General features: G+C 67.5%; 16 protein-coding genes. 8 read left to right on the forward strand and 8 right to left on the reverse strand.

Annotated features, from left to right (window positions below; translation table 11 throughout):
• Nucleotides 1-1,581: an ABC transporter substrate-binding protein gene (locus H4P35_RS10225; RefSeq protein WP_226848906.1), complete on the forward strand. Its 1,581-nt coding sequence runs from the start codon at nt 1-3 to the stop codon at nt 1,579-1,581.
• A 10-nt stretch (nt 1,582-1,591) separates the two neighbouring features.
• Here the strand turns inward: H4P35_RS10225 and H4P35_RS10230 are convergent, their stop codons facing one another.
• A complete protein-coding gene (locus H4P35_RS10230; protein ID WP_062840848.1) occupies nt 1,592-2,383 on the reverse strand; it encodes an IclR family transcriptional regulator in 792 nt (263 codons plus the stop codon).
• Nucleotides 2,384-2,565: 182 nt separating this feature from the next.
• Between H4P35_RS10230 and speG the strand changes: the two genes are divergently transcribed.
• Nucleotides 2,566-3,150 (forward strand): spermidine N1-acetyltransferase, encoded by a 585-nt coding sequence (gene speG / locus H4P35_RS10235; protein ID WP_226848908.1) that lies wholly within the window; start codon nt 2,566-2,568, stop codon nt 3,148-3,150.
• Nucleotides 3,151-3,171: 21 nt separating this feature from the next.
• Here speG and H4P35_RS10240 read toward each other — a convergent pair whose 3' ends face one another.
• The 5 genes from H4P35_RS10240 to H4P35_RS10260 all read right to left on the reverse strand — a co-directional run bounded on the left by H4P35_RS10240 (nt 3,172) and on the right by H4P35_RS10260 (nt 9,778).
• On the reverse strand, nt 3,172-3,489 hold the full coding sequence (locus H4P35_RS10240; RefSeq protein WP_056316357.1) for an NIPSNAP family protein: 318 nt from the start codon (nt 3,487-3,489) through the stop codon (nt 3,172-3,174).
• A 32-nt stretch (nt 3,490-3,521) separates the two neighbouring features.
• Nucleotides 3,522-4,511 (reverse strand): tripartite tricarboxylate transporter substrate binding protein, encoded by a 990-nt coding sequence (locus tag H4P35_RS10245; protein ID WP_226848910.1) that lies wholly within the window; start codon nt 4,509-4,511, stop codon nt 3,522-3,524.
• A gap of 50 nt (nt 4,512-4,561) precedes the next feature.
• On the reverse strand, nt 4,562-6,247 hold the full coding sequence (locus H4P35_RS10250) for a thiamine pyrophosphate-binding protein (RefSeq protein ID WP_226848912.1): 1,686 nt from the start codon (nt 6,245-6,247) through the stop codon (nt 4,562-4,564).
• 149 nt (nt 6,248-6,396) lie between these two features.
• Entirely contained in the window at nt 6,397-7,296 is a 900-nt protein-coding gene (locus tag H4P35_RS10255) for a helix-turn-helix domain-containing protein (RefSeq protein ID WP_056316364.1), read from the reverse strand.
• A 79-nt stretch (nt 7,297-7,375) separates the two neighbouring features.
• Nucleotides 7,376-9,778, reverse strand: coding sequence for a heavy metal translocating P-type ATPase (locus tag H4P35_RS10260; protein ID WP_370638963.1), 2,403 nt, complete (start codon nt 9,776-9,778; stop codon nt 7,376-7,378).
• A 97-nt stretch (nt 9,779-9,875) separates the two neighbouring features.
• Between H4P35_RS10260 and cadR the strand changes: the two genes are divergently transcribed.
• The 6 genes from cadR (at nt 9,876) to lpdA (ending at nt 16,312) form a co-directional block, all read left to right on the forward strand.
• The gene (gene cadR / locus H4P35_RS10265; RefSeq protein WP_056316368.1) at nt 9,876-10,310 is read left to right on the forward strand and encodes a Cd(II)/Pb(II)-responsive transcriptional regulator; all 435 of its coding nucleotides are present in this window, start codon (nt 9,876-9,878) and stop codon (nt 10,308-10,310) included.
• A 104-nt stretch (nt 10,311-10,414) separates the two neighbouring features.
• On the forward strand, nt 10,415-11,008 hold the full coding sequence (locus H4P35_RS10270) for a nitroreductase (protein ID WP_056316369.1): 594 nt from the start codon (nt 10,415-10,417) through the stop codon (nt 11,006-11,008).
• A 199-nt stretch (nt 11,009-11,207) separates the two neighbouring features.
• Nucleotides 11,208-12,440 carry a 3-methyl-2-oxobutanoate dehydrogenase (2-methylpropanoyl-transferring) subunit alpha gene (locus tag H4P35_RS10275; protein ID WP_056316373.1) on the forward strand — a complete coding sequence of 411 codons (1,233 nt, stop codon included), beginning with the start codon at nt 11,208-11,210 and terminating at the stop codon, nt 12,438-12,440.
• 2 nt (nt 12,441-12,442) lie between these two features.
• A complete protein-coding gene (locus H4P35_RS10280) occupies nt 12,443-13,486 on the forward strand; it encodes an alpha-ketoacid dehydrogenase subunit beta (RefSeq protein WP_062840853.1) in 1,044 nt (347 codons plus the stop codon).
• Nucleotide 13,487: 1 nt separating this feature from the next.
• Nucleotides 13,488-14,906 (forward strand): dihydrolipoamide acetyltransferase family protein, encoded by a 1,419-nt coding sequence (locus tag H4P35_RS10285; RefSeq protein ID WP_226848914.1) that lies wholly within the window; start codon nt 13,488-13,490, stop codon nt 14,904-14,906.
• A 2-nt stretch (nt 14,907-14,908) separates the two neighbouring features.
• A complete protein-coding gene (lpdA, locus tag H4P35_RS10290; RefSeq protein WP_062840855.1) occupies nt 14,909-16,312 on the forward strand; it encodes a dihydrolipoyl dehydrogenase in 1,404 nt (467 codons plus the stop codon).
• A gap of 125 nt (nt 16,313-16,437) precedes the next feature.
• On the opposite strand, the gene H4P35_RS10295 is transcribed toward lpdA, so the two are convergent.
• Both H4P35_RS10295 and argH read right to left on the reverse strand, forming a co-directional pair.
• A complete protein-coding gene (locus H4P35_RS10295; protein WP_226848916.1) occupies nt 16,438-18,456 on the reverse strand; it encodes a PEP/pyruvate-binding domain-containing protein in 2,019 nt (672 codons plus the stop codon).
• Between the two features lie 128 nt (nt 18,457-18,584).
• Entirely contained in the window at nt 18,585-20,006 is a 1,422-nt protein-coding gene (argH, locus tag H4P35_RS10300) for an argininosuccinate lyase (protein ID WP_056316393.1), read from the reverse strand.
• Between the last annotated feature and the right edge of the window lie 12 nt (nt 20,007-20,018).

Raw genomic sequence — 20,018 nt, forward strand, 5'->3', positions numbered from 1 at the left:
ATGATGAGACAACGTGGTTTTGCGGCGGCCGCCCTGGCTGCCCTCGCGGTGGCGGTTTCCCTTTGTCCGGCCCAGGCCCAGGCCGAGCCGGTCAACGCCAAGGTGGTCATGCATGCGCCGCTGCGCGTGCTGGACCCGGTGCTGACCAATGCGTACATCACGCGCAATCACGGGTACATGGTGTACGACACGCTGTTTTCGCTGGATGCGCGTTCGCGTCCGCAGCCACAGATGGTGGCGTCGTGGACGGTGTCGCCCGACCAGCTGACCTATGTATTCACGCTTCGGGCGGGCTTGAAATTTCATGACGGTGCGCCCGTCTCCGGTGAAGACGTGGTGGCGTCGCTCAAGCGCTGGTCGCAGCGCGATCCCGTCGGTTCGCGCCTGGCCGGCATCACGCAGCGCATGGACAGCCCGTCGGCCGACACCTTCCGCATCGTGCTCACCAAACCTTACGGGCTGCTGCTGGATGCGCTGGCCAAGCCGGGTTCGCCTGTGCCGTTCATCATGCCCCGTCGCATCGCGGCGACGCCGCCGTCCGAGGCCATCAAGGAAACTGTCGGCTCGGGTCCGTACAAGTTCGTGCAAGCCGAGTTCCAGGCCGGCGTGAAGGCCGCGTATGTGAAGAATGCGGATTACGTGCCGCGCAACGAGCCGGCCAGCCGCTTTGCCGGGGGCAAGGTCGCCATGTTCGACCGCATCGACGTGGTGAACGTGCCGGATGCACAGACCGCGGTGAACGCACTGCGCCAGGGCGAGATCGACTTCGTCGAGAACGTGGCGCCCGACCTCTTGCCACAGCTGGACGGCGTGAAGACCGTGACGGTGCAGAGCTATGGCGACGCGTCCGAAACCTACACCTTGCGCATGAACTGGAAGCAGCCGCCCCTGGACAACGTGAAGGTGCGGCGTGCGGTGCTGGCCGCGCTGTACCAGGCCGACTACCTGGATGCCTCGCTGGGCGATCCGGCCTACTACAAGCTATGCGGCGCCATGTTGAGCTGTATCTCGGCATACCAGACCGAAGACGGCGCCACGCAGACCAAGCCCGCCAATCTGGCGCAGGCGCGGGAGTTGCTGAAGGACAGCGGCTACGCGGGCGAGAAGATCGTCGTGCTGCATCCGACCGACGTGCGCAGCCTGTCCAGCCTGGCGCCCGTGACCGCGCAGGCGCTGCGCAGCATCGGTATGAACGTGGAAGTGCAGTCGATGGACTGGGCCACGCTGCTCTCGCGGCGCAGCAAGGACGCGCCGCTCGCCGAAGGCGGCTGGAGCATCTTCCATTCCAGTCTGACCAGCATGGACCTGCTGAACCCCATCGTGAACGCCAATCTGGACGGACGGGGCGAGGGCGGCTATCCGGGCTGGACCAAGGACGACACCATCCAGCGCCTGCGCGCCGAGTTCGAGTCGGTGAATGGGCTGGAGGCGCAAAAGCGCGTGGCTGCCGAAATCCAGCGGCGCGCCTACGAGCAGGTGATGTTCGTGCCGCTGGGGGGATACTCGGAATTCAAGGCGTACGACAAGAAGTTCGACGGCATGGTGCCGGCCCCATTGCCGCTGTTCTGGCGCGGCAAGTAGGAAAGGCCGTTCAGGACAACCCCACCTTGCCGCTCAGCCCCCGCGCCGCGGTCAGCAAGAGCGGCGAATAGCGTCGCGCAAACTCCGCCGGCGAGGCCCATTCGGACACCAGCCCGGCGATCTGGATGGCCGCCACCGGCCGATGCCGATGATCCAGGATGGCGGCGGCCAGGTTCAGCTCGCCCAGCATGCTTTCCTCGATGGCCGTGGCATACCCATCCTGGCGCGCCTGCTGGACCAGCCCCCGGATGCGGTCCGGGTCGTTGTCGGTCTTGGGCGTGCTGGGGATGGTGTCGAGCGGCATGTCCTTGGACCGGGAAAGGATGTCTTCGACTTCCTCCTCGGGCAGGTGGGACATGATGGCCCGTCCGCCGGCCGTCTGCACCATGGGCAGGGCGCGGCCGGCCAGCGTGCTGCTGAAGGTCTGGCGCTTGGTCTGGCGGCGCAGGGCAAAAATGATGTACAGGTCGTCGAACAGGCTGAGTTCGACGCGTTCGTTGGTTTCGCGCTGCATTTCGGCGATCAGCGGAGTGGCGCGTTCAAGCAGCGGCACGCTGCGCATGTAATCGAAGCTGCGTTGCAGGATCTTCTTGCCGGGCGTGTAGCCCTTGCCGCCCGCGCCGCGTTCCAGGTAGCCCAGCGTGACCAGCGTGTGGGTCATGCGCTGCGTGGTGCTACGGTCAAAGCCGGTGATCTCCATGAGCTCGTTCATGCTCATGGTTGACGGGCGCTGGGCAAAGGCTTCCAGCAGTTCGAAGCCTTTGGCCAGGGATTGCACGAAGAGAGGGTCGGGACGGCTCATGGGAATCGCTTGTAGGGTGGCGGTGGGCGTCCGCGCCGGTTGGAAACTGCAGGGATTTTATAAAGATTCCAAGGTATTTCCTAGAGATACTTGCGTGCTCGCAACGGGCCCCGTTTCCAGAAGGCGGGACGTGTGGGCTTGACATAGAATGGCCGCACATCAGCGGTCATCTCGAGGTACCCATGTCGGCCACATCCGATATCAAACTACGCCCGCTCGAACGCGGCGACCTGCACTTCGTGCACAAGATCAACAATAACGACGTCATCATGCGCTACTGGTTCGAAGAGCCGTATGAAGCCTATGACGAACTCGTCGCGCTGTACGACCGCCACCTTCACGACCAGAACGAGCGGCGCTTCATCATCGAGCACGACACGGGGCAGCCGGCCGGGCTGGTCGAGCTTGTGGAGATCGACTACATCCATCGCCGGGCAGAATTCCAGATCATCATCGCGCCCAGCTACCAGGGCAGGGGCTACGCCAAGGCCGCGACGCGCATTGCGGTGGGCTATGCGTTTCGGGTGCTGAACCTGCACAAGGTGTATCTGGTGGTGGACAAGGACAATACCGCCGCCGTGCACATCTACGAACGGTGCGGCTTCCAGATCGAAGGCCTGCTCAGGGAAGAATTCTTTTCCAACGGCGCGTACCGCGATGCCTACCGGATGGCGCTGTTGCAGCACGACCATCTGCGCGACGTGGGACCGGGCGCGCCGGACGCGCCCGTGCTGCGGGACTGGCCGCAGGAAGAGCAGGCGGGCTAGCGCCGCCTGCTGCGTGCTACATCAGGGCTTGAAGAACGCCGTCGGCGTCATCAGGCGGTTTTCCTGGCTGATCAGGTAGCCGGCTTCGGCGCTCTTGGTCAGGTAGGTCGCCCAGGCCGGGTCCTTCTGCAGCGCCTGGCGCTTGGCTTCGCGGTCGGCGGCGCTGTCATACACCCAGATGTGCATGTAAGTGTTGACGTTGCCGGTTTCGGTCTGCATGTAGGCGAGCGGCTTGCCCAGATGGCGGCTCTGCACCTCGTAGCCGTGCTCGGCATAGAGCGCCAAGTGTTTCTTGATGGTGCCGGCGCGGCACGTGTAGGTACGGACGTCGTAAAGCATGTTGATCCTTGATAGGGGTAGCGGAAAGCGTGTTATTCGGCCGTGGCGCCGGACTGCTTGACCAGCTCGCTCCAGCGTTCCACTTCGGTGTTCACGTATTTCTGGAAGGCGGCGTGGCCGTCGCCCACGGGGTCGGCGCCCAGGCCCTTCAACTTGTCCTGCACGGCCGGGTCGGCGACGCTGTCGGTGACGGCCTTGGACAGCTTCTCGACCACGGGCGCGGGCGTGGCGGCCGGCACGAACAGGCCGAACCACGAACGCGCATTCATGGCCGGGTAGGCCGCCTCGGAGAACGCGGGCACGTTGGGCAGCGCCGAGTGGCGCTGCGTGCCGGTGACCGCGATGGGCGTGAGGCGCCCGGCCTGCACCTGCGACAGCACTTCGGGCAGGTTGGCGAACATGATCTGGACCTGTCCGCCCATGAGGTCGTTGAGCGCCTGCGCGCCGCCCTTGTACGGCACGTGCGTCATCTGCGCGCCGGCCAGCGAATTGAACTGCGCGCCGGCCAGATGCGAAGCCGTGCCGGTGCCGCCCGAGGCGTAGTTCACGCGGTTGCCGTTGGCCTTGGCATAGGCTGCCAGTTCCTGCGGGGTCTTGGCCGGCACCGAGGGGTTCACCACCAGCAGCAGCGGCACCGACGCCAGGTTGGACAGGCCGGCGAAGTCGCGCGTCAGGCTGTAGTCGAGCTTGTGATAGAGCGTGGCGTTGATGGCGTGGCTGGACGTGGCCATCAGCAGCGTGTAGCCGTCGGGCTCGGCGCGGGCGGCCATCACGGCACCGATGTTGCCGTTGGCGCCCGCCTTGTTCTCCACCACCACGGGCTGGCCAAGCCGCGTCGACATGGCCTGCGCCACGGTGCGCGCGATCACGTCGGTGGCGCCGCCCGCGGCGAAGGGCACGATGATGCGCAAGGGGCGTTCGGGGAAATCGGCCGCGGCGGCCGTTGCTGCCGTGCCCAGCGACGCGGCGGCCATCAGGACGGCGGCAGCCAGGCGCCGCACGGGGGTCAGGGTTTTCGTCATGTCTCTCTCCAGTGTTTTGGGTTTTTTTATGGGTTGCCGGGCCTGGTCTCTCAGGCGCCGGCGGTGCGCGCCTTTTCGCGCAGGCTCGTCAGGGTGGCCCGGGGCGTGATCACCTCCGGGTCCAGGCTGAGTTCGATCAGATACGGGGTTCCGCTGTCCAGCGCGCGCGCCAGCGCGGGCGTGAAGGCTTCATGCGTCTGTACGCGTTCGGCCGTCACGCCGAACGATTGCGCGTAGGCCACGAAATCCGGGTTGCACAGGTCCGTGCCGATGGTGCGGCCGGGGTAGTGCACCTCCTGGTGCATGCGGATCGTGCCGTACATGCCGTTGTTGAACACGATGAAGACGATGCCCAGCTGGTGCTGCTTCACGGTGGCCAGCTCCTGCGACGTCATCAGGAAGCAGCCGTCGCCCGCCAGGCAGATCACCTGGCGGTCGGGATGGCGCAGCTTGGCCGCGATGGCCGCGGGCACGCCGTAACCCATCGCCCCACTGGTCGGCGCCAGTTGTGTGCGCGGGTGGGTGAAACGGTAGTAACGATGCGCCCAGGCGCTGTAGTTGCCCGCGCCATTGGTCAGGATGGCGCTCGGGTCCAGCTGGTCGCGCAGCGCGGCAATGACGCGCGCCGGGTCCAGGCCCGTGCGCGGGGCAGGCAGCTCGGTGTAGCGCAGGTAGTTGTCGTGCAGGCGCTGCGCCCACGCGCGCCACGGCGTTGCGTCCACGGGCTCCAGCTCCACCGCCGTCTTGGCGAAGGCGTCCATGCCGGCCTGGATCTTCACGGCCGGCTGGTACACGCGGCCCAGCTCTTCGGGGCTGGCCAGCACGTGGATCAGGGTCTGGCTGGGCACCGGCGATTGCAGCAGCGAATAGCCGCCCGTCACCATCTCGCCCAGCCGCGCGCCCACGGCCAGGATGACGTCGGCCTGGCGCACCGCCTCGGCCAGCTCGGGGTTCACGCCGATGCCGACTTCACCCACGTATTGCGCGTGGTGGTTGTCAAAGAGGTCCTGGCGGCGGAACGAACACGCCACGGGCAGGCCGTTCAGTTCGGCAAAGCGGGTCAGGCTTGCCAGTCCCGCGTCGGTCCAGCCCGAGCCGCCGACGATCATCAGGGGGCGCTGGGCGCCCGCCAGCAGCGTGCGCATGCTGGCCAGGGCGTCGGGGGCCGGATAGGCCTGCGGCACCTGGATCGTGCCGCAGGGCAGGGCCGGGGCCACGTCGGTCAGCATGTCCTCGGGCAGCGCCAGGACGACCGGGCCGGGGCGGCCGGACGTGGCGACGGAGAACGCGCGGTTCAGGTATTCGGTGACGCGCGCGGCGCTGTCGATCTGCGCCACCCACTTCGTGAACTGGCCGAACATGCGGCGGTAGTCGATTTCCTGGAACGCCTCGCGCTCGACCATGTCGTTGCCGACCTGGCCCACCAGCACGATGAGCGGGGTGGAGTCCTGGAAGGCCGTCTGCACGCCGATGCTGGCGTTGGTGGCGCCGGGGCCGCGCGTGACCATGCAGATGCCGGGGCGGCCGGTCAGCTTGCCGTGCGCTTCGGCCATGAATGCCGCCGCGCCTTCATGGCGGCAGGACACCAGCCGGATGCGGTCGCTGTGCGCGTACAGCGCGTCCAATACGTCCAGGTAGCTCTCGCCGGGTACGCCAAATACGGTGTCCACGCCGTGGTCCAGCAGGGCCCGCACCACGTGCTGGCCGCCCGTCATCAATGTCGAAGTGTCGTTCATCGCAATTTCAATCTGGCCGCAGCGCGGCGGGTTGAGTCCGGATGAACTTTACGCAGCCTCGGTCAGGGCGCGTTAGGACAGATCAGAGCTTGTTTTGCACTTTTTTGCGGGCCAGCCCGCGCGGCCGCAGTCCGCCGGTCACTCAGCCATCATTCGATGGGGCGGTAGTACTTCTTGCGGAAGTCGCCCGGCGTGCAGCCGGTGTGCTTCTTGAAAAAGCGCGCGAAATAGGCCGGATCCTCGATGTTCAGCTGAAAGCCGATCTCTGCGATGCCCAGATCCGTGTTGCACAGAAGCCGCTTGGCCTCCAGCGCGATGCGTTCCTGCACGAGCTGGCTGGCCGTGCGTCCCACGCTGCGCTTGACCGCCTCGTTCAACTGGCGTTCGCTGATGCACAGCGCGTCGGCGTATTGGCGGATGGCCGAGAAATCCAGGTAGTGCTCTTCGATCAGCATGGTGAAGCGCTTGGCCAGCGAATAGCTGGGGCCCGCCGCGGTTTCACGCTCGTCAGCCGGATACAGCCGGCGCAGCTGCGTCAGGAGGATCAGCAGGTAAGAGCGCACCACGTCGAAACGGCCTGTCTGGCGGTCGCGCGTTTCGCGTTCGATTTCCGCCAGCAGCGGCAGCATGGCGTCGTGCTGCTCGCGCGTCAGGTAGATGACCGGCGATCCGCCCGCCAGGTGAAAAAACGGGAACTTGGCGATGTCGTCGGCGCGCGGGAACATCTGCGCGAAGAACTCGGTGCTGATGTTCATGACGTAGCCGCTGGGCTTGACCGACGACGTCCAGGCGTGGATCTGGCCGGGCGACAGGAAAAAGACCGAGTGGTCGCGCACGGCGTGCTGCTCGAAGTCCAGCAGGTGGGTGCCTTGCGCCTCGGTCATCCACAACAGGTGGTAATAGCGGTGCCGATGCAGGAAGCCGCGCGGGATGTCGTCGTGGTCCTGCAGGCGCACGAGGTCGAAGTAGAAGGATCCCTCTCCCGAGAAATCCGAGGATTCGAAGGTGGGAAAGGTCTCCGGGACGGGCGAAATCGTACCTGCGGACAAGCGGGCGTCTCCTTGATGGCGCGCGGGGCGGCTCTGTTTTTCGCCATCATACGGGGATTCGCCGCCAGGGCCGCGGCGCTTACCGGCTGGCCGGGGCGGCGCGCAGCAGACGCAGGCCGTTCGCCACCACCAGCAGGCTGGCGCCCACGTCGGCAAACACCGCCATCCACAGCGTCGCGTGACCCGTCACGGCCAGCGCCAGGAACACCACCTTGATGCCCAGCGCCAGCGCGATGTTCTGCACGAGGATGCGGTGCGTGGCGCGCGACAGGCGCAGGAAGGTGCCGATCTTGCGCAGGTCGTCGTCCATGAGGGCCACGTCGGCGGTCTCGATCGCCGTGCCGGTGCCGGCCGCGCCCATGGCAAACCCGATGTCGGCCCGTGCCAGCGCGGGCGCGTCGTTGATGCCGTCGCCCACCATGCCGACCCGGACGTCCGGCGCCAGCTTGCTTTCAATGGCGGCCAGCTTGTCCTCGGGCAATTGGTCGCCGCGCGCCTCGTCGATGCCGACCTGGCGCGCGATGGCCTGCGCGGTCGGCGTGTTGTCGCCCGTCAGCATGAGCGTGCGCACGCCCAGCCCGTGCAGGTCGGCGATGGCCTGCGCGCTGGTGGGCTTGACCGTGTCGGCCACGGCAGCCACCGCCAGCACGCGGCTGCCGTCCGACAGCGCGATGACGCTCTTGCCCTGGCTTTCCAGCTCGTCAAAGCGCGTGTCGAGCGCGGCGCTGGAGACGCCCAATTCCCGCATCAGGCGGCGGTTGCCAAGATGGTAAGTCTGCCCGCCCACCTGGCCGCTGACGCCGCGGCCGGGCAGGGCGGTAAAGGCCTCGACTTCCAGCAGCGTGCTGCCGGCCTGGCGCGCGGCGTTGGCCACGGCCAGTGACACCGGGTGATCCGATCGGGCCGCCAGGCTTGCCGCGACGAGGGCGGCGGGGTGAGGGCCAGCCGCCGCCGCGTCCCAGTCCTGCAGGTCGGTTTGAACGGGCTTGCCGTGCGTCAGCGTGCCGGTCTTGTCCAGCGCCAGCCATTTCAGGTTGCGGCCTTCTTCCAGATAGACCCCGCCCTTGACGAGGATGCCGCGGCGCGAGGCGGCGGTCAGGCCGCTGACGATGCTGACCGGCGTGGAAATCACCAGCGCGCACGGGCAGGCGATGATCAGTAGCGCAAGCGCGCGGTACAGGGCATCGAACCACGGCTGGCCCCACAGCAGCGGCGGCAGCACCGCCACGGCCAGCGCAATCGCCACGACCGCAGGCGTGTAGATGCGCGAGAAACGGTCGATGAAGCGCTGCGTGGGCGCGCGCGCGCCCTGCGCCTGTTCCACCGCGTGGATGATGCGCGCCAGCGTGGTGTTGCCCGCCGCGGCGGTCACGCGGTACTCAAAGGAGCCGGAGGTGTTGATGGTGGCCGCGAAGACGGGATCGTCCTGCGTCTTTTCGACGGGCAGGCTTTCGCCCGTGATCGGCGACTGGTCCACGGCCGACGTGCCGTTCACGACGATGCCATCGGCCGCGATGCGCTCGCCCGGCCGCACGCGCACGATCCCGCCCGGCTGCAGCGACGCGGCGGGCACTTCCACCCAGCTGCCGTCCGCCTGCCGCAGGGTCGCCGTCTCGGGCGCCAGGTCCAGCAGGCCGCGCACGGCGTTGCGGGCGCGGTCCAGCGAGCGGGCTTCGATGAGTTCGGCCACGTTGAACAGGAACATCACCATGGCCGCCTCGGGCCACTGGCCGATCAGCACCGCGCCGGTGACGGCGATGCTCATCAGGGCGTTGATGTTCAGGTTGCCGTTGCGCACGGCGATCCAGCCCTTGCGATAGGTGCTGACGCCGCAAGCCAGGATGGCGGCCACGGCCAGCGCGGCGGTCACCAAGAGCGGGGCGTCCAGGTAGTGCGAGACTTCCGACAGGGCGGCCAGCACGCCCGCGCCGCCGATCAGCCACCAGTTCACCGCCTTGGCGGCGGGGGCGGGCGCGGCGGCCGCGCCGTCGGCCAGGGGCTCGGGCGTCATGTCCAGCGATTTGATGGCCGCGACGATGCGATCCAGCGCGCCCTCCGCGTGGACTACGGTCAGGATGCGCTGCATCAGGTTGAAGTCCAGCGCATGCACGCCATCCACGCCGTCCAGCTTTTTGCGGATCAGCGTTTCCTCGGTGGGGCAGTCCATCTGACCGATGCGCAGGCGCGCCAGCAGCTGGCCGGGGCCGGCAGTGAGCGTCGCGGCAGCGGCGGCCGGCTGCAGGACCGCATCGCCATGCGCGTGGTCGCAGCAGGCATCCGCGCCATGGGCGTGGCCAGGGGCCGCGTCGGCGTGCTGGTGGGCGGGTGCGCTGTGATCGTGGTCATCGTGATGGTGGCCGTCGTGGCCCTGATCCGCGTGGCCGGCGGTCGCATGCGGCGACTTGCCCTCATCGTGACCGCAGCAGGAGCCGCAGGCCCCACCCGACTGATGTTCGCGTTGTTTGACCGGAGGTAAAGACATCGGCTTGACCCTTCAAATAAGCTGGTGACGCAATTCCACACCTTGGAGTTACTATAGGGTCAACCCCTAATCATCGGATCGGATCCGGGAGGCAGCGATGCGTATCGGCGAATTGGCCACGGCGGCCGGCACCACGGTCGAAACCGTCAGGTATTACGAAAAGGAAGGACTGCTGCCCGCGCCGGAGCGGGGTCTGAACAACTACCGCAGCTATGGGCAGATGCACCTGGAGCGCCTGCGCCTCATCCGCAACTGCCGGGCGCTGGACATGACGCAGGACGAGATCCGCGCCATCCTGTCCGTGGCCGACAACCACCGCACCGGTTGCGGCCCGATCAACCAGCTGTTCGACGAGCACATCTCCCACGTGGACGAGCGCATTGCCGAACTGATGCAGCTGAAATCCCAACTGAGCGAATTGCGCCAGCGCTGCGTGTCGGCGCGCCCGGACACGGACGACTGCGGCATCCTGCACGGCCTGACCGAAATGCAGGTCGAAGAGCGGCAGGAGCGCCATACCCATCTGGGGTGACCGCGCACGGCGCGATGTCCTTGTTGCAGGTCAGGGGATCGGCGATGGGGCGGCCGTCATCGCGTACTATCGGAATCTGTTTTTTCCCATTTGCGCATCGATCAATGACCGTCACCCAGACCGCCACCCCGCTTCACGCCCTGACTTCGCGCCGCTCCTTCAAGTTCCTGCGGGCCCCGGCGCCCAAACCCGACGAACTCGAACAGATCCTGCAGGCCGCCATGGCGGCGCCCGATCATGGCGCGCTGCGCCCGTGGCGCTTCGTCGTGATCCAGGGCGAAGCCATCGGCAAGCTGGCGGACATGGCGCTGGACGCGGTCAAGCGCAGCGGCGATCCGCGCATGACGCCCGAAAAGGAAAAGTCTGTCCGCGAATGGATGGCCGGCGTGCCGCTGTTCATCGCCGTGGCCCAGAAGATCGCCCACGACAACACCAAGATCCCCGAGCAGGAACAGCTTCTGGCCACGGGCTGCTCGGTCATGAACATCCTGAACGCGGTCCACATGCTGGGCTACGCCGCCTTCTGGAGCACCGGCCTGGGCACCTACGTCGAAGACGTGCAGAACGCGCTGGGTCTGGACTCGCTGGATTACCGCTTCCTGGGCTTTCTGGCCGTGGGCACGCCCGCGTGCGCGGTGCCCCCCGCCAAGCGTCCCGACTACCGTGAATTCGTCACGGAATGGACCGGCGCCGCCTGAGGAAAACCCTCAGTCCAATACGGCCCCAAAAGGCCGCGCGGCCCGCTCATCGGCCCTGTCCCCTGTGCTAATCTCGTCAACGGCCTTGCCCATGTATCCCCGGGCGCAGGCCGGCGACGGCAGCGTCCGAGGTCACACGCCTCTGGCAATGCCTTGGTAGGAAGAAAACGCATGACACGATCAAGCGTGGAGACAATACATGAGCCAATATGGGCCGCTGAAGTTGCACGTCCCCGAGCCGACAGGGCGACCGGGTTGCAAGACAGACTTCTCCTATCTGCATCTATCGCCGCCCGGCGAGGTGCCCAAACCCCCCATTGATGTTGCCGCGGTCGACACCGGTCCACTGGCCTACAGCCTGGTCCGGGTCATCGACAATGACGGCCATGCCGTCGGGCCGTGGGCGCCGGAGATCAGCCACGACATGCTGCGCGCCGGCATGCGGGCAATGCTCAAGACCCGCATCTTCGACGGGCGCATGCTGACCGCGCAGCGCAAGAAGAAGATCTCGTTCTACATGCAGAGCCTGGGCGAGGAGGCCATCGGCACCGCCCACGCGATGGCGCTGGAAAAGGGGGACATGTGCTTTCCCACCTATCGCCAGCAAAGCATCCTGCTCTCGCGCGATGTGTCGCTGGTGACGATGATGTGCCAGCTCATGTCCAACGAGCGTGACCCGCTCAAGGGCCGCCAGCTGCCGGTCATGTATTCCGACCGCGAAAACGGCTTTTTCACGATTTCGGGCAACCTGGCCACGCAGTTCATCCAGGCGGTGGGCTGGGCCATGGCGTCGGCCATCAAGGGCGACACCCGCATTGCCTCGGCCTGGATCGGCGACGGCGCCACCGCCGAAGCCGACTTCCACACCGCGTTGACCTTCGCGCACGTCTACCGCGCGCCCGTCATCCTGAACGTGGTCAACAACCAGTGGGCCATTTCCACCTTCCAGGCCATCGCCGGCGGCGAGGGCGCGACCTTCGCGGGCCGTGGCGTGGGCTGCGGCATTGCGTCGCTGCGGGTGGACGGCAACGATTTCCTGGCGGTCTATTCCGCCTCGCGCTGGGCGGCCGAGCGCGCCCGCCGCAACCTGGGCCCGACGCTGATCGAATGGGTGACCTACCGCGCGGGGCCTCACTCCACGTCTGACGATCCCTCCAAGTACCGGCCCGGCGACGACTGGAGCCACTTTCCCCTGGGCGACCCGATCGAGCGCTTCAAGAAACATCTCATCCTGTTGGGCATCTGGTCCGACGCCGAGCACGACGCGGTCCGCGCCGAACTCGACGCCGAGATCCTGGCGGCCCAAAAGGAAGCCGAGAGCTACGGCACCCTGGTGGACGGTCACGTCCCCAGCGCCGCCAGCATTTTTGAAGACGTGTACAAGGACATGCCGGAGCATCTGCGCCGGCAGCGCCAGCAGCTCGGAGTCTGACCATGGCAATCGATAACAACGCTGGTCCGGCCTCGGCGCCGATGACCATGATCCAGGCTTTGCGCTCGGCCATGGATGTCATGCTTGAGCGCGACAACAACGTCGTGGTGTTCGGGCAGGACGTGGGTTATTTCGGCGGCGTGTTCCGCTGCACCGAAGGCCTGCAGGCCAAATACGGCAGCTCGCGCGTGTTCGACACCCCCATTTCCGAAGGCGGGATCGTCGGCGTGGCGGTGGGCATGGGCGCCTATGGCCTGCGGCCGGTGTGCGAGATCCAGTTCGCCGACTACTTCTATCCGGCTTCGGACCAGATCGTGTCCGAGGCCGCGCGCCTGCGCTACCGGTCGGTCGGCGAATTCATTGCCCCCATGACCATCCGCATGCCTTGCGGCGGCGGCATCTACGGCGGGCAGACGCACAGCCAGAGTCCCGAGGCAATGTTCACGCAGGTCTGCGGGCTGCGCACGGTGATGCCGTCCAACCCGTACGACGCGAAGGGGCTGTTGATCGCCGCCATCGAGAACGACGATCCGGTGATCTTCCTGGAACCCAAGCGGCTCTACAACGGCCCGTTCGACGGCCACCACGATCGGCCGGTCACGCCGTGGACCGGCCGTCCCGGCAGCGTGGTGCCCACGGGCTACTACACCGTGCCGCTGGAATCGGCGGCCATCGTGCGGCCGGGTTCGGAACTGACGGTGCTGACCTACGGCACCACGGTGCACGTGTCGCTGACCGCGGCCGAGGAAACCGGCATCGACGCCGAAATCATCGACCTGCGCAGCCTGTGGCCGCTGGACCTGGACGCCATCGTCAACTCTGTCAAGAAGACGGGGCGCTGCGTGGTCGTGCACGAGGCCACGCGCACCTGCGGCTTTGGCGCGGAACTGATTTCCCTGGTGCAGGAACACTGCTTCCATCATCTGGAGGCGCCCGTCGAGCGCGTGACCGGTTGGGACACTCCCTATCCGCACGCGCAGGAATGGGCGTACTTCCCCGGCCCGCGCCGGGTCGGCGAAGCGTTCAAACGCGCGATGGAGGCATGACATGGGGATTCATATCATCAAGATGCCCGACATCGGCGAAGGCATCGCAGAGGTCGAGCTGGTGGGCTGGCACGTCAAGGTGGGCGACACGGTCGCCGAGGACCAGCCGCTGGCGGACGTGATGACGGACAAGGCCACGGTCGAGATCCCATCGCCGGTGGTCGGCAAGGTAATCTCGCTGGGCGGCGATGTTGGCCAGGTGATGGCCGTGGGCGGGGAGCTGATCCGCCTGGAAGTCGAAGGCGAAGGGAATGTGAAGGCCGGCGCTGCTGCGGCGGCCGCGCCGGCGGGGAAAGCGGCTGTGCCTGCGGCTGGCGGGATTGCTGCCGACGGCGCGCAGCGCGCTGGTGGTCCGAGTCTGGTGGAAAGCGGCGTGGCGGCATCGACGCCCGGCGCAGCATCGGCGCCCGCAACTTCCCCGCCGGCCAAGTCATCATCATCCGCATCAACATCCGCATCTGCCTCTGGCCCCGCGTCGGCGCCGGCCAAGTCGCCAGCCGCCCGCCAATCCGGCGGCGCGCCCGCAGCAGTCCGTCAGCCCGGCGAAAAGCCGCTGGCGTCGCCCGCAGTTCGCAAGCGCGCGTGGGACCTGGGCGTGGAGCTGCGCTACGTGCAGGGCAGCGGCCCGGCCGGGCGCATCCTGCACGAAGACCTGGATGCCTGGCTGCAAGGGCAGGGCGCCGCCAGCAGCGCACGCGGCGGGTCGGCCTATGTGGAACGCAACGACGAAGACGCCGTGCCGGTGATCGGTCTGCGCAGGAAGATCGCGCAGAAGATGGCCGAGTCCAAGCGCCGCATCCCGCATTTCAGCTACGTCGAGGAAATCGACGTGACCGAGCTCGAAGACCTGCGCGTGCAGTTGAACGCCAAATGGGGCGAGTCGCGCGGCAAGCTGACGCTGCTGCCGCTCCTGGCCCGCGCGATGGTGGTGGCGCTGCGCGATTTCCCGCAGATCAATGCGCGCTACGACGACGAGGCGGGGGTGGTCACGCGCTATGGCGCGGTGCACATCGGCATTGCCACGCAAAGCGACGGCGGCCTGATGGTGCCGGTGATGCGCCACGCCGAGGCGCGCGACCTGTGGTCCATGGCTGCGGAGATCAATCGGCTGGCGCAGGCGGTGCGCAGCGGGTCGGCCGGCCGCGACGAGCTGTCCGGTTCGACCATTACCATCACCAGCCTGGGTCCCTTGGGCGGCATCGTCACCACGCCGGTCATCAACCATCCCGAGGTCGGTATCGTGGGCGTGAACCGCATCGTCGAACGCCCCGCCTTCCGCAACGGCGCCGTGGTGGCGCGCAAGCTGATGAACCTGTCTTCGTCCTTCGACCACCGCGTGGTGGACGGCATGGACGCGGCGCGCTTCATCCAGGCCGTGCGCGCGCTGCTGGAACAACCCGCGCTGCTTTTCGTGGAGTGAGCATGAGCCAGATCACAAAGACAACGACATTGCTGGTGATCGGCGGCGGCCCCGGCGGCTACGTGGCCGCCATCCGCGCCGGGCAGCTGGGCGTGCCGACCATTCTGGTCGAGGGCGCGCAGCTGGGCGGCACCTGCCTGAACATCGGCTGCATCCCCTCCAAGGCCCTGATCCACGCGGCCGAGGAATTCGACAAGGCGCGCCACTACGCCGGCGAATCGGCGCTCGGCATCGCCGTGGACACGCCGCGCATCGACATCGCCAAGACGGTCGCCTGGAAAGACGGCATCGTCGGCAAGCTGACGGGGGGCGTGGGCGCGCTGCTCAAGAAGAACGGCGTGGAGGTCGTGCGCGGCTGGGCGACGCTTCTGGACGGCAAGACGGCCGAAGTCGAAACGCCCGACGCGGGGCGCGTTCGCATCCAGTGCGAGCACCTGCTGCTGGCGGCTGGCTCCGAACCCACGCCGCTGCCGTCCATGCCTTTCGGCGGCATGGTGGTGTCGTCCACCGAGGCGCTATCGCCCGCCAGCATCCCGAAGCAGCTCGTGGTGGTGGGCGGCGGCTACATCGGCCTGGAACTGGGCACCGTCTACCGCAAGCTGGGCGCCGAGGTCGCTGTCGTGGAGGCGCAGGACCGCATCCTGCCGACCTACGACGCCGAGCTCACCAAGCCCGTCGCGGCCGCGCTGGGCAAGATGGGCGTGGCGTTGCACCTGGGCCGCAAGGTGCTGGGGTTGAACGGCAAGGGCGACGCGGTGCGGGTGCAGGACGCCAGCGGCGCCGAAACCCTGCTGCCGGCCGACCGCGTGCTGATCTCGGTGGGACGCCGTCCGCGCACGCAGGGCTGGGGGCTGGAAAGCCTGCAACTGGACCGCAAGGGCAACGCGCTGCGCATCGACGACCAATGCCGCACGTCCATGCGCGACGTCTGGGCCATTGGCGACATCGCCGGTGAACCCATGCTGGCGCACCGCGCCATGGCGCAGGGCGAGATGGTGGCCGAACTGGTGGCGGGCAAGCGCCGCCACTTCCAGCCGGCCTCCATCCCGGCCGTGTGCTTCACCGATCCCGAGGTCGTGGTGGCGGGCCTGTCGCCGCACGAGGCCGAAGCCGCCGGCCTGGATTGCGTGACGGCCTCCTTCCCCTTCGCCGCCAACGGCCGCGCCATGACGCTGGAATCCACCGACGGGTTCGTGCGCGTGGTGGCCCGGCGCGACAACCACCTGATCGTGGGGTGGCAGGCCGTGGGCCGTGCGGTGTCGGAGCTATCGACGGCGTTTGGCCAGTCGTTGGAAATGGGCGCCACGCTGGAAGACGTAGCCGGCACCATTCACGCGCATCCCACGCTGGGCGAGGCGGTCCAGGAGGCGGCGCTCAAGGCGCTGGGGCATGCTTTGCATATCTGACGGTCTGCAGACCTGATGCCCCGGCACGGCGCGGCCCGCAAAGGCCGCGCCGTGTTTGCTTTCGTCCTGTTCATGCCGCATGCAGAACCTGCGCTGCCGTCCCATCGGACGCCTGGCGCGTTGGTTCAGCGGCTCCCATCGATGTAAGGCCGCGCCTGCAGGATCAGGATCTTGTCTGCCTGCACGGCCCATTCGATGTCCTGGTCTCCATTTCCCAAGCGCTTTTTCACCTGCCGTCCCACGGCGGCCAGCCGGGCGACCAGGGCATCATTCAGCACCTGGCGTGCGCCCTCGATCGGCACTTCGCGCACGCCGCCGCCCGCGTCAGCCACGAGCTGCGTGTCCTCGGCGGAACGGCTTAGCACCTGAACTGCCTTGGACCAGCTTGAGTACATGACCTGTTCGGCCTGCCGCTTGCCTTCCACCACCTTGATGCCCAATCCGCGCTTGGCGGACAGGTAGGTGACGTGGCGGCGCGAGGCGTCGAAGGGATCGCGCGTGATCATGACGCCCGAGCTGTCCGACGCCGCGGCCTGTTGCACCAGCACCGCCATGACGACGGCGTCCTGCCCGAAGCCTGCGGTGCGGCGCGCCTCGTAAGCCTCGAAGTTGTAGACCGAAGCCCACACCGTCTGCACGGCCCGGGCCAGCGCATCGGCCTGCGTGACGTTCGGCACGGTGGTGTACAAGCCCGCGCCGCCGAAGCCCGGCAGGTCTTCGGAATTGGACGAGCTGCGCACGAAGACGCCGTGGCCACCCAACTGCTTTTCCCAGCGGGCGCGCCAGGCGGCCGACAGGGTGGGGTCGGGCGTTGCGTCGACGATGTCCTGGCGCAGCTTGGCCAGTTCGGCGCGCCGCACGTTGGCGTCGCTGGCAAAGTCGGCCCGCTGCGCCAGCGCCGCCAAGCGCGCGGGCACGCCCAACTGGTCCATGAACGCCGCGTATTGGGCAAACGGGATGCAGAACCCATCCGGCACGCTGGCCGCGGGCGGCAACACGGCCGTCAGCGCGCCCAGGTTTGCCGCCTTGACCCCGCAGTGGCGGCTGTCGCGCGTGGTCATGCCGGACAGCGGCTTGAGGGCGCGCACCGACAGGTCGGGCTTGGGCAGCGAGGCGGCGGCGGATGGGGTTGCCGCCGTGGCTGGCGACGCGGCGGGCTGCGCGATGCGCTGCACCCGGTAGCCGTTGCTTTCAACGGTCAGTTCGACCCATTGGCCATCATGCTCGCGCAAGGCGGCCACGGCGTCGCGCACGTAGGCATTCGGAATGCGCCAGCCCTTGGCCAGCAGATTCACGTGGGACAACAGCGTGGACGGGCGCTGCGTGACCAGGCCTGCCACCGGCGTCAGCGCCACGGGCACCTCGTCCAGCACCACGATGTCGGTGGGCGATAGGTCAGCCGTTTCATCCACGGCCTTGACGATGCGCAGCCGTCCTTGCGCGCGCCCGGTGTTCAGCGGCAAGAAGGTCTGCTCGCGCAGCAGCGCCTCCTGCGTGACGAAGTCCAGCCCGGCCCGCCGTGCGGTCGCTTCCTGCAGCGTGGAGTTGCTCTTGAATTTCAGCGGGTGAGGGAACGTGGCCGCGAGCCGCTGCGCCGTCAGGGTCAGCAGTTCGGGCGTCAGCAGATCGCCTTCCCAGAACTCATAGGTATAGCCGGGCAGGCTGTTCTGCCAGCTCAGCGTGCCGAACAGCAGACGACGATTGGGATCCTTGTACTGCGCCACGAGCGCGGCCCGGTCGCCGGACAGCAGCCGCCGCTCGCGCGCAAAGGTCTCGTGCAGCGCGTACCGCGGCGTGTTGACGTAATAGATGCGGTCGGCGCGCTGGCGGTCGATGACGAACAGCACATGGGGGATTTCCAGCGGCGTGCCGGCGTTATAGACCCGCGCCAATTGATCGAATTCGGCCCGGGTCTTGATCTGCGCCAGGAACCGCGGGCCTCCCCACCGCGCGTCCTCGGCCTTGCGCGCCTCGACCTCGTCGGGACGCAGGGGGCGGCCGTTTTCGTAGGGGGAGGGTTTGCGGGCGGTTTGGGCTTGGACGGGCGGCGCGCCGGCGCCAACGAGCAGCGCGGAGACGGCCAGCACGGCCAGCAACATCCGCGGCGGAACAAGGGGCCTGAGCGGCGCGCGCGCGAGGATCATGGTCTCGGGGACAGAGCGGCAAAGGCGCCATCATATCCGGCCCGGGAGCGGGATTGCTGCCTGAGGGCGGAAACAACAAGGCCCCCAAATGGGGGCCTTGCATCCAACGCATCTACGGCAAGCCGAAATCAGCCTTGCGCCGTTTCCGCCAGCACGCGCTGGGCTTCTTCGGCGACGCGTTCGGGGGCGGTGCCGCCCACGTGCTTGCGCGCGGCGACCGAGCCTTCCAGCGTCAGGACCTGGTGCACGTCCTCGGTGATGCTGGGGTGGTAGGCCGTGAGTTCGGCGGTGGACAGGTCGGCCAGGTCGCAGCCGCGCTGTTCGCAGTCGCGCACGGCGTGAGCCACGACTTCGTGGGCGTCGCGGAAGGGCACGCCGCGCTTGACCAGGTAGTCGGCCAGATCGGTGGCGGTGGCAAAGCCCTGCAGGGCCGCGGCGCGCATGTTGTCGGCCTTGACCTTGATGCCGCCGGCCATGTCCGCGAAGATCGTGAGCGTGTCGCGCAGCGTGTCGGCCGTGTCGAACAGGCCTTCCTTGTCTTCCTGGTTGTCCTTGTTGTAGGCCAGGGGCTGGCCCTTCATCAGGGTCAGCAGGGCGACCAGGTTGCCGTTGACGCGGCCGGTCTTGCCGCGGGCCAGCTCGGGCACGTCGGGGTTCTTCTTTTGCGGCATGATCGAGCTGCCGGTGCAGAAGCGGTCGGCCAGGTCGATGAAGCCCACGCGCGGGCTCATCCAGAGCACCAGCTCTTCGGACAGGCGCGAAACGTGCGTCATGATGAGCGCGCCGGCGGCGCAGAATTCGATGGCGAAGTCGCGATCGGAGACGGCATCCAGCGAGTTGCGGCACACGCCCTCGAAGCCCAGCGTCTTGGCGACGCGTTCGCGGTCGATGGGGAACGACGTGCCGGCCAGGGCGGCGGCGCCCAGGGGCAGGCGGTTGACGCGGCGGCGGCAGTCGGCCAGGCGCTCGGCGTCGCGGCCGAACATTTCGGCGTAGGCGAGCAGGTGGTGCCCGAAGGTGACGGGCTGGGCGACTTGCAGGTGCGTGAAGCCGGGCATGATGGTGCCGGCGTTTTCCAGGGCGACCGTGGCCAGGGCGTGGCGCAGCTGGCGCAGCAGATCCTGCAGGGTGTCGATTTCGTCACGCAGCCACAGGCGGATGTCGGTGGCGACCTGGTCGTTGCGCGATCGGCCGGTATGCAGGCGCTTGCCCGCATCGCCCACCAGTTCCACGAGGCGCTTTTCGATGTTCAGGTGGACGTCTTCCAGGTCGAGCAGCCACTGGAACGAGCCAGCGTCGATCTCGGACAGGATCTGGGTCATGCCGCGCTGGATGTCGGCCAGATCCTGGGCGCCGATGATGCCCTGGGCGGCCAGCATGTCGGCATGCGCGAGCGAGCCCTGGATGTCGTGGCGCGCCAGGCGCTTGTCGAAATCCACGGACGCCGTGTAGCGTTTGACGAGTTCGGAAACCGGCTCGGAGAACCGGGCGGACCAGGCCTGCGCCTTGTTGGCGAACTGGTTTTGATCGGAGGAGGGAGTGTTTGCCATGATGGGCAGGAT

Source organism: Achromobacter sp. 77 (assembly GCF_020541125.1).
In the GTDB taxonomy this organism is placed as follows: domain Bacteria; phylum Pseudomonadota; class Gammaproteobacteria; order Burkholderiales; family Burkholderiaceae_B; genus Achromobacter; species Achromobacter mucicolens.